General features: G+C 37.1%; 7 protein-coding genes and 1 riboswitch. Of the genes, 4 read left to right on the forward strand and 3 right to left on the reverse strand.

Annotated features, from left to right (window positions below):
* Positions 1-25: 25 nt before the first annotated feature.
* The 3 genes from pulA to JKP34_RS04445 form a co-directional block, all read right to left on the reverse strand.
* Positions 26-2,011: a type I pullulanase gene (pulA, locus tag JKP34_RS04435; protein ID WP_201918104.1), complete on the reverse strand. Its 1,986-nt coding sequence runs from the start codon at positions 2,009-2,011 to the stop codon at positions 26-28.
* 81 nt (positions 2,012-2,092) lie between these two features.
* Positions 2,093-3,148, reverse strand: a complete 1,056-nt coding sequence (locus JKP34_RS04440; RefSeq protein ID WP_201918106.1) for a DUF6687 family protein — start codon at positions 3,146-3,148, stop codon at positions 2,093-2,095.
* Positions 3,149-3,151: 3 nt separating this feature from the next.
* A complete protein-coding gene (locus JKP34_RS04445; protein ID WP_201918108.1) occupies positions 3,152-5,620 on the reverse strand; it encodes a TonB-dependent receptor in 2,469 nt (822 codons plus the stop codon).
* Between the two features lie 50 nt (positions 5,621-5,670).
* Positions 5,671-5,767, reverse strand: a riboswitch (TPP riboswitch).
* Between the two features lie 112 nt (positions 5,768-5,879).
* Between JKP34_RS04445 and JKP34_RS04450 the strand changes: the two genes are divergently transcribed.
* From JKP34_RS04450 to JKP34_RS04465, 4 genes are all read left to right on the forward strand, one after another.
* The gene (locus JKP34_RS04450; protein ID WP_201918110.1) at positions 5,880-7,457 is read left to right on the forward strand and encodes a sensor histidine kinase; all 1,578 of its coding nucleotides are present in this window, start codon (positions 5,880-5,882) and stop codon (positions 7,455-7,457) included.
* Positions 7,435-8,118: a response regulator transcription factor gene (locus tag JKP34_RS04455; protein WP_201918112.1), complete on the forward strand. Its 684-nt coding sequence runs from the start codon at positions 7,435-7,437 to the stop codon at positions 8,116-8,118. The genes JKP34_RS04450 and JKP34_RS04455 overlap by 23 nt, the downstream gene beginning before the upstream one ends.
* A gap of 95 nt (positions 8,119-8,213) precedes the next feature.
* Entirely contained in the window at positions 8,214-8,729 is a 516-nt protein-coding gene (locus JKP34_RS04460) for a pepsin/retropepsin-like aspartic protease family protein (protein WP_201918114.1), read from the forward strand.
* Positions 8,729-9,871: a beta galactosidase jelly roll domain-containing protein gene (locus tag JKP34_RS04465; protein WP_201918116.1), complete on the forward strand. Its 1,143-nt coding sequence runs from the start codon at positions 8,729-8,731 to the stop codon at positions 9,869-9,871. The genes JKP34_RS04460 and JKP34_RS04465 overlap by 1 nt, the downstream gene beginning before the upstream one ends.
* Positions 9,872-9,934 lie beyond the last annotated feature (63 nt).

The following is a 9,934-nucleotide window of genomic DNA, read 5'->3' on the forward strand; positions in this document are numbered from 1 at the left end:
TGTTGATTTTTTACAATCCAAAACTTTATTCCTGATAGAAAATAGCCATTGAAATTGCAGGTATTTTTACCTTTCCATTGATATGCTTAGTACTCGAAAAATTAAACTGATCACCTAGTAAAGCCACTTTCCACTCACCCTTCAGTTGATAATTAACAGCCTCATTTTGGGCATTATAAATCACATAAATATTTTTCCAGGTGTCACCATTTGCGTTCTCGCTAATTTGGTAGCTAACCAAACCATCCTTTACTGTTTTAAACGTCAAATGATTTCTTAAGCTTTCTGAAGTTGGCATCCAAAAAGCTGGGTGAGCCTTCCTTAACTTGATTAGATTTTTGTAATAATCTACCACATCAGCATATTTTGCTTTTCGGTTCCAGTCTATTTGGTTAATAGAATCTGGCTTGTTGTAAGAATTATGTTCACCAAATTTGGTGCGCAACATTTCAGCTCCGGCATGTAGAAATGGTACTCCCTGGCTTGTTAGCACAATGCCATTTGCCAGTTTATCCATTGCAATAATTTCCTCTTTGGAAGCATCAGGCATTGAGATTTTTAACTTATCGAAAATGGTGTGATTATCATGACAGGAAACATAGGAAATAGCTTCCCATGGCTCTGAAGCCCAGGCAGTATCTGAATAATTAACAGATTTATAGTCAATCTGAGGATGAGTAGTGGCACCAACTACTCCGAATTTTATGCTTTCTTCAGTTCCTTCTTGGCCGCTTACAAATCCTCTGTCATGCTCATCAAAAACAGATCCTTTTAAAGCATCGCGAATATCATCACTAAAGGCACTTACCAAAGGCATCTGTGCTGTATGTGCCTTCAAAGCTCTTTTCTCAACCGGAAGAGGTGAATCTCCTGCTGTCCAGCCTTCTCCATAAACAAAAATGTTAGGGTTGATTGCTTTTAAAGAACTGGCTACTTCATTCATGGTGGTGATGTCATGGATGCCCATCAGGTCAAACCTAAAGCCATCCAAATGATATTCTTTCGCCCAATAAGCTACTGACTCAACTATAAATTTGCGCATCATGGCTCTTTCAGAAGCGGTTTCATTGCCACAGGCCGAGGCATTTGAGAGCTTACCATCTTCCCAATGTCTGTAATAGTAACCCGGCACTTCCAGGTTAAAATTGGAATTTTCTGTTCTTCCTGTATGGTTATAAACAACGTCTAAAATGACACCTATGCCAGCATCATGAAATGACTGTACCATTTGCTTAAATTCTTTAATGCGTACCTCAGCTTTGTAAGGATCTGTAGAGAATGAACCCTCAGGTACATTGTAATTTCGCGGATCGTATCCCCAGTTGAATTGAGGACTATCCAGTTTGGCTTCATTAATCGAGTAATGATCAAAGGTTGGTAACAAATGCACATGCGTGATGCCCATTTCTTTCATGTGATCGAAACCAGTAGAAATATCCTCTGGCCCTTTTGTTCCCTCTTCTACCAAACCGAGATACTTACCTGGATGATTTGAGCCGGACGCAGGATGGATCGTCATGTCACGAATGTGCAATTCGTAAATGATGGCTTCATTTGGTTTGTTAATTTTGGGTCCTTGATCTTTTTTCCATCCTTCAGGATTAGTTGTTTCCATATCAAGTACCATGGCTCTTTGTCCGTTAACACCAACTGCGTTTGCATAAATGCCTGGTGTTTCATCAAGCCATTTGCCCTCTGTTTTTACCTGAAAGGTATAGTAGGTGCCTTTGAGGTCACCTGAAATAGTCTTCTCCCAAAGCCCGTTATCATTTACCTCAAGCTGATGCTCTTCGAATGATTTTCCTCCTTCACCATTTTTATAGAATTTTACCTTTACCTCTTCTGCTATTGGAGACCAAAGCTTAAAAGTTGTAGACTTCGGGCTATAATCTAGCCATAAGTCTTCATCAGAAGTAGGATAATCATCGTAAGCTGAATAATTAGGCACTTCTCTTTGTTTGGTGCAGGCAAAAACAACCGACAACAGTAAAATGAATGTAATAGCTTTCATAGCGGCAGAATTAAGAAATTTCTAGATTGAATATCCTGCTTTGAAAGTAATAAGCAAAGCTATCTATGCCATTTATTTATTTTAGCTAAATAATTCTTTATTCATCTCTCTCAACTCCTGCCAGCTTTTAGTTTCTTTGGTTGAGCTGATTTGTTCATAGCAACTTCTAAAAAAGCTGATGCAAATTTCCTGAAATCTTAAAGGAGGAATACTTGACGCATAAATAGGCCTGTCAACAGGGCTGGAATAACGCTCTTTTTTGGAGAGTTTTTTTCCTTTCAATCGCAAAATAGGGGCCGTATCGGTAAAGTGCTCTGCATCCCATTTGTAATCAGATGCTTCTTCACTATTGAGTTGCTCAACCAGTGGCTTAAGATCAACTCGTGGGAAATGCTCTCTGGTAGTTTGTACCCAGGTGGTGTATTTGTATTCGAGCTCATATCTATTATTGTTATAGATGCTAATTACTACATCGCTATTCTGGCTTTCAGCATACAAACAATAATAATGCAATGGATTCTCTGCTTCCACTACCTGCAGCCTGATGTCATTATATTCTGTTCGGAAAGGTGTCGAATTAAGCTGATTGATAACCAGTTCATATTCTTTGGTTGTAGGAATTTCCTTCTTTCCGGTTAAATAGCTTTCAAAAACATCAAGAAAATAATGATATTTAGGAACACATGCTTCCATTTCTTTTTCAGCTATTTCAGGAGCACCAAAAGGAGGATAAAATTTTTCTGCTTCCACTTCATTGAGCCAGCAAACCAATTTCAGGGCTTTTTCCCATTCACGGTACTCAAAGTTAATTTCTCTGAAATCAGCTATTTGAGCTATCTCCACAAGTAAGCTTCTATATTCCTGTGCTAAGTGTTGGTTAAAAACAGACCATACGCCTAAAAAACCATCGATATCATAGTGATTATTGGTGACGAAGGTTTTTTCTAATTCAGGTAGTTTATGATCAATGGCATTAAGTACAATCTCCGTGCTGGTGTCAGCCTCACAGCCTTCCGGTATGGGTGCACCTCGCCAATGGGATAAATCAAAACCCTGCGGGTGATGCGCATCAACAACGAGCACATCACCAACATGATTTTTAACTTCATAGAACGGAATGAAGGTTTTTTGAGTCATTATTTAAAACCTAAGATTTAAACCCAAAAGGAAATTGGTTCCTGCCTGTGGGTAATAATAATTCTCTCTTATTTTGGTTGCTCCTGCGTTATACCCAAAAGTATAACCATTAGAAGTATACATTTTATTAAATATATTGTTTACCATTAACTTAACTTCAGCTCTTTTAATAAAAGAGAATCCAAAAGAATAGCTGGCCACAAAATCAGAAACGAAATATGGTGAAATTGCTCGTTCATCATTAGAAGTATTGTCCAGATACTGCTTACCTACATATTTCCCCAGAATTGTTAGTTGTAAAGGTTTGATTGGTGTTAAGATCAATTGACCGCCACCTATCACATTAGGTGAAAAGGAAATATCAGTATTGGCAAAATCCTTTCTGATCTCATTGTACTCGTCAAAATTGGTACCATAGTCATAAATAACCTCAGTAAAGTTCTCAATCTTGTTTTGGCTAAGCGTCAGGTTAGCTCCTAATTGTAAGAATGAAAATGGCCGGTAATTACCAATAAGCTCAATACCTGTTCTGTAGCTGTTTTCAACATTGGTTCGTATGTTAGATCCAACATCATTTACAGCCCCTGTTAGCACCAACTGATCAGTATAATCCATGTAGTATGCTACAAAGTCTAAGTTATAATTCCTGCCATCGGCTCTATATCCCAGCTCATAATCAGTTAACTGTTCATGTTTGGGAGTTTGTCCATTTGGGGCGTCTACAAAGTCGTTTCTTACTGGCTCTCTATTAGATCGAGCTACTGATAAGTATACTAGGCTATTGTCTTCTAACTGATAGGTGGCTCCAAATTTAGGGTTAAAGAATGAAAACTTTCCCCCTGTGTTAATGAACTGCTGATCAGCATCTATACCTTTGGTTTTATAGTTGATATTTCTGAGCTGCAAGTCTCCATATAAGGAAAGGTTATTTGTTAGTTGAGCATTCACCTTTAGATAGGTGTTAAAGTCAAACTTGTTTCCAAAGTTGTCATAATATCTGTCTCTTATTTCGGTATTTCCTGCAAATCTGGCCCATATTATTTCGCCAAAATGACCTCCATAATACTCATTATATGCGCCTCCAAAAGTCGCGTCAATCTTGTTGCCGGCATAACTTAAGCTGTATGTGAAACCATAGAAATCATTATCAAGCCATCTTCTTCTTACCAAATCGGTAGAGGTGATCGTGCTATCACCTATAGTTAGATTTGGTAAACTATAATCAGCAAAGTCATCATTTTCACGGTATTGTTCATAATAACCTCGGCCGTTAGTGTAATGTAAGGCTGCATTGGCTAACCATTTACTATCAAATTCATGTGAAAAATGGAGTTGATAATGATCTTGTTGATAGTTGTCTGTTTCATTTTCATATAAGTAATAATTAAATGTTCGTCCTGAATTCAACAGGTTTTCGGCTTGTTCATCAGTATATCCATTAAAAGAGATAACTTCTTGCATGCCTTCAATATCATTTTCTAGCCTTGCTTGAGGTGTGCCCCACCAAGACTGATAAGTTTTCTCTTTGCCACCAAATACAATGGCTTTTATAATAGTTTTTTCACCATAATAACCACCTGATAAAAAGTAAGATTGAAGATCAGAGCTGGCTCTATCAATGTAGCCATCAGAATGAATAGAGGATAATCTTCCTTCAAAGTTCCAATTTGTGCCCAGTTTACCTGTGTTGAATATCACATTATGCCTTCTGGTATTGAATGAGCCAAAAGAATTATTTACCTCACCGAAGGCTTCCTGAGAAGGGGCACCTGTAAGCATATTGATTGAGGCACCAAAGGCAGCGGCTCCATTAGTGGAAGTGCCTACACCTCTTTGAATTTGGATATTATTAGTTGAAGAGGCTAAGTCTGGCATATTCACCCAAAAAGTGCCATGTGATTCCGCATCGTTAATAGGGACTCCATTGATGGTTACATTTATTCTAGTTGCATCACTACCTCTTATTCTAATACCAGTATAACCTACGCCTGCACCGGCATCTGATGTGGTAACTACAGAAGGTGTATAGTTTAATAAAATAGGTAAATCTTGTCCTAAATTCTGCTTTTCAATTTCTTTCTTTTTAACATTTGTGAATGTGGTGGGAGTTTTTCTTGATGCCCTTGTAGCACTCACTATTACCTCCTCGGGCAGTAAATCATCTTTTGTTAAAGAAAAGTTAATTTCCTGGTCTGCTTCAAGTGTTATTGATCTTTCTTCAGAAACGTACCCCACATAACTCACCTTAAGAGTGTAGTCTCCAGAGCTAATATTATTGATTTTGAAATCTCCTTCTGTATCAGTCACAGTACCTTTTTTTGTAGGTAATAGAAGAACATTGGCACCAACCAGTGCCTCATTTTGATCATTTCTGACTTTTCCTGAAAGCTTAAATGATTGTGCGTTAGCATTAAACTGGGTTAATGCAAACAGCGCAGCTACTAAAATGTAGCGTAAACTAGCGTTAAACATGTTGAAAATTTTGTAATTAAAAATCTGAGAAGTGGGGTATCGTACTTCTCTTAATTTTCCTTAACTCTCCCTGCGCCCGCATTACCGGTATCAGGTTCGTTGGGTATAATCTCAGCCCGTAATTGTAAGGCACCCCTTTATTATACTACAAAGGTAGAGGCATATTTCGTTCCATCAAATATTGATTGATTTAATTTTCAGAAGCTATTACTCAATAAAAGTCCTTAATAATTGATTACTTTACATGCTTTAAGAGGCTATGAACAAACAAATAAAAATAATAGCTGTAATTCTGGTACTCACCATCGTGCCTTTACTCATCTATGGTTTCCTACAATTGAAATCATTAAGTGAAGATGAGCAGATAGCAGGCGAAATTTATGAGAAGCAGATGGAGACTGTCCTCTTTTCTTTAAATCAGTTGGCCGATGATATGATTTCTCAGTGGGCAAGAAAGATGAATAATTCTGATAGGTCCTTTAAAGAAAGTGCCAATGATCTAATACTGAGAAATGAATCAATTAAAATGCTATATGTACAGCGTGCTACAAATAAATCAGACACAGTTTTTTACGGTGAATATATTGAACCGAATAAAGATGTAGAACAACAAATAGAAGAATGGTTTTATCAAAATGATTCTACACTAAATAAACTCAGCGAGTACTTTAAGGCGGGTTTTCAAAAAGTACAAGGTGTTCAAAGCTGGCATCAGTATAGTAAAGAGGGCTCTCCAGAAGCTGCTATTACCTTTGTAATTTCCGATCTAGATAGTGCACAGTATTATGTTTTTATTGTGCTAGAAAGCCGTTTGTGGATAGAACAAATTTTAGGTATACAAATGCAGGTGCTTGCTTCTGATGAACTTAATGCAGCAGTTTTTAATAAGAATTCTAAAGAAATAATTCATTCAGTTAATAATTTTGATCAGTTAAGACACTACACTTCAGCTAAGCTTTGGATTCTGCCTGACCTGCAATTGGCTATTCAGTCCACTGGAGAAAGCTACCAGGAGTTGGTTAAACAGCGAAGTAGAAACAACCTATTATTCCTGATTTTTACACTAATTGTCTTAGTAGTAGGTATTATCATTATTATCAGAAGTATTCAGAATGCCTTAAGAGTAGCTCAACTCAAGTCCGATTTTGTTTCCAATGTTTCCCACGAGATAAGAACACCGCTCTCACTCATTAAGATGTATGCAGAAACATTAATGCTCAATCGCCTTTCAAATGAAGAACGCAAGGCGCAGTATTACAAAGTGATTTATCAGGAATCAGGCAGACTGACTCATCTGGTAAATAACATTCTTGATTTTAGCAGAATCGAGGCCAATAGAAAAGTATATAATTTCGAGCTAATTGATTTCAACAAGCTCGTTGAGAAAATACATCAGGGTTACGAGCATACTTTCAATGAAAAGCAGGTTAACTGTATCTTAAACCTCTCTCCAGATTCAGCAAAAATTAATGCCGATCCCCATGCAATTGAAGAGGCTATATCGAACCTCATTGAAAATGCTATTAAGTATAGCACAGAAATAATTGAAATTACCATAAGCACAAAAATTGAAAATGGTCTGATATCATGTTTGGTAAAAGATAGTGGAATGGGAATTCCTAAATCGGAAATAGACAAAGTATTTGATAAATTTTACAGAGTTGAAAATGCTTTAACACAAAGTACCAAAGGTACAGGAATGGGTTTAAGTTTGGTTAAACATATTATGGACGCCCATGATGGCAAGGTTGAAGTGCATTCTAAAATTAATGTAGGGAGTACCTTTATACTCTCTTTTCCAATAGTAGAGAATAATGAGCAGGATACTAATAGTTGATGACGAACCATCAATGAGGATGGGAATAGCTGATAACTTGACCTTCGAAGGTTTCGATATCATGGAAGCAGAAAATGGAGAAAAAGCCCTAGAAGCTTTACACCAGCAAAAATTTGATCTCGTTGTACTCGATGTAATGATGCCTAAACTATCAGGTTTTGATGTCTGCAAAAGAATGAGGCAGGAAAACATCAACACACCTGTAATTTTTCTAACTGCTAAAGGTGAAGAAATTGACAGAGTGCTAGGGCTGGAATTAGGCGCGGATGATTACATGACAAAGCCTTTCAGTGTTCGTGAGTTAGCGGCAAGGATTAAAGCTATTTTACGCAGAACAAGTGATTCTTCTCATTCGAATAGCCAGAAGTTTATTGCTATCGGTGATTTAGAAGTTGATTTCGATAACTATGTTGCCAAAAGAAATAATAATGAGGAAAAACTTTCGCATCGTGAATTTGAAGTATTGCACTACCTCTACCAAAAGAAACAGAAAATTGTAAGTAGAGATGATCTGCTAAAGAATATTTGGAAGTATGATGAATTCCCTACTACCAGAACCATTGACAACTTTATATTGCGTTTGAGACAAAAAGTGGAGAAAAACCCGAATGATCCACATATCATTCTTACAGTTCACGGCATGGGCTATAAATTAATTTAGTGGCTGTGACAATTTGTGACATTTGTTTACCTGGGCGTGACACCTGCTGACAGCAGTTTGCCTTAGTTTGAATCATAAAACTAAAGCACAAAATTATGAAAACGCTAAAAACAACTCTCGCAATTATTTTAATGGTATTGGCTACAGCAGTATACGGACAGTCAACCAAGCAAATCGCAGAATTTAATAACAAACCAATAGTAGAAGTTAGCATAAATGGTAAAAAAGCCTGGGCCTTACTAGATACCGGAACGGATTTTACTATTATCAACTCGGGTAGTAAAAAGAGACTAAGCTTTGAAACTTATCCATATAAAAATGACAAGTATAAAGTAGCTGTAATAGGAGATCAGTCATTACAGTTCGAGGTTGCAGGCAAACTAGATTTGATGTTAGGCAATAGCAGATTGTATGGAGCTATTTTAAGTTGCAATATGAATAATGTGGTTAATTCAATAAAAGATAAAACGGGTAAGCATATATCAATGATCATAGGACTTAATATGATGAAACATCATAATTTTGTAATAGATTTAGGCGAGGGCACTGTAAGTGTACCACAGCAGTTGCATGTTAATACCGATACAGAAGGTAGATTAAGCATTAATTAATGAGCCTCATTTCAAGAAAATACTTTTACGGCATGTTAATAATCACTTCGGTGATTCTTCTGCCGCATCAATCACTTGCTCAAGAGAAGGAGAAGGATAATGAGACCTTTATTGATTGGGTTTGGAACTGGTGGTATGGCGATGATGTGATTGAAGAAGAGCCCTTTTACCAGTCAAACCATTCTACAGCCTATGATAATCTTAGGTTGCAAATGCCGATAGCAGGCCTATGGAAATTTAATATTGGAGATAATCTAAACTGGAAAAATCCTGATTACCCAGACAAAAATTGGCAAACCATAAAAGTGCCGGAAGACTGGGAGAATCAAGGCTTTAATGGTTATGATGGCTTCGCTTGGTATAGACTACATTTTGATGGCAGCAAATTAAGAAAGCGCGATGTTAACTATTTAATTCTTGGTTTTATTGATGATGTGGATGAAACCTATGTCAATGGTCAATTAGTCGGGAAGAGTGGAGCTTTCCCCCCTCGTTTCAGAACAGCTTATAATGCAACCAGAAAATACATGATTCCTAATGAACTGATTAATTTCAACGGAGACAATGTAATTGCAGTTAGAGTATATGATGATTATAAAAACGGTGGTATCTGTGGTGGTGATATGGGCTTCTATGCAGCGGTAGATTTCGATAATGTTAATTTATTACAAAACCTTGCCGGCCTGTGGTATTTTAATGATTATAACAGCCGAAGCTTTTCTAAAGAAACAGTTGATGAAAGTGGATGGGATAAAATTTTAGTTCCTGATTATTGGGACAACCATGGTTATAGAGCATTAGATGGCGTTGGCTGGTACCGCAAAAGTTTTGAGCTTGATTTTCAGATTAATCCAAATGAGACTTATTATATGGTGCTGGGTAAAATTGATGATTTTGATGAAACCTGGTTGAATGGAGAAAAGATAGGAGAGACTAATGATCAGAGACCTTTCGGAGCCAGTGAATCATATAAGAGAATACGTCTGTATAAAATCCCCAAAGGTTTGTTGAAAGAAGGAGGGATGAATAGTCTAGCTATTAAAGTAATTGATATTGGCCGTGAAGGGGGTATTTACGAAGGCCTAATCGGCATAGTGGAAGCTTCAGGATTAACTGCAGTTGTGAAGGCTGTTAACCGCTAAAATTCAGACCACTTATATACTGAACGAAGTTTAGATTCTTCTCATCGAAAATTATTTCTCAAG

It is taken from the genome of Marivirga atlantica (assembly GCF_016734805.1).
Lineage (GTDB): Bacteria > Bacteroidota > Bacteroidia > Cytophagales > Cyclobacteriaceae > Marivirga > Marivirga atlantica.

What these genes read in the sequence shown, in the direction of transcription:
- pulA (WP_201918104.1), bottom strand. Translation starts at nt 2,011, where the DNA reads ATGAAAGCTATTACATTCATTTTACTGTTGTCGGTTGTTTTTGCCTGC.
- JKP34_RS04445 (WP_201918108.1), bottom strand. Translation starts at nt 5,620, where the DNA reads ATGTTTAACGCTAGTTTACGCTACATTTTAGTAGCTGCGCTGTTTGCA.
- JKP34_RS04455 (WP_201918112.1), top strand. Translation starts at nt 7,435, where the DNA reads ATGAGCAGGATACTAATAGTTGATGACGAACCATCAATGAGGATGGGA.
- JKP34_RS04450 (WP_201918110.1), top strand. Translation starts at nt 5,880, where the DNA reads ATGAACAAACAAATAAAAATAATAGCTGTAATTCTGGTACTCACCATC.
- JKP34_RS04465 (WP_201918116.1), top strand. Translation starts at nt 8,729, where the DNA reads ATGAGCCTCATTTCAAGAAAATACTTTTACGGCATGTTAATAATCACT.
- JKP34_RS04440 (WP_201918106.1), bottom strand. Translation starts at nt 3,148, where the DNA reads ATGACTCAAAAAACCTTCATTCCGTTCTATGAAGTTAAAAATCATGTT.
- JKP34_RS04460 (WP_201918114.1), top strand. Translation starts at nt 8,214, where the DNA reads ATGAAAACGCTAAAAACAACTCTCGCAATTATTTTAATGGTATTGGCT.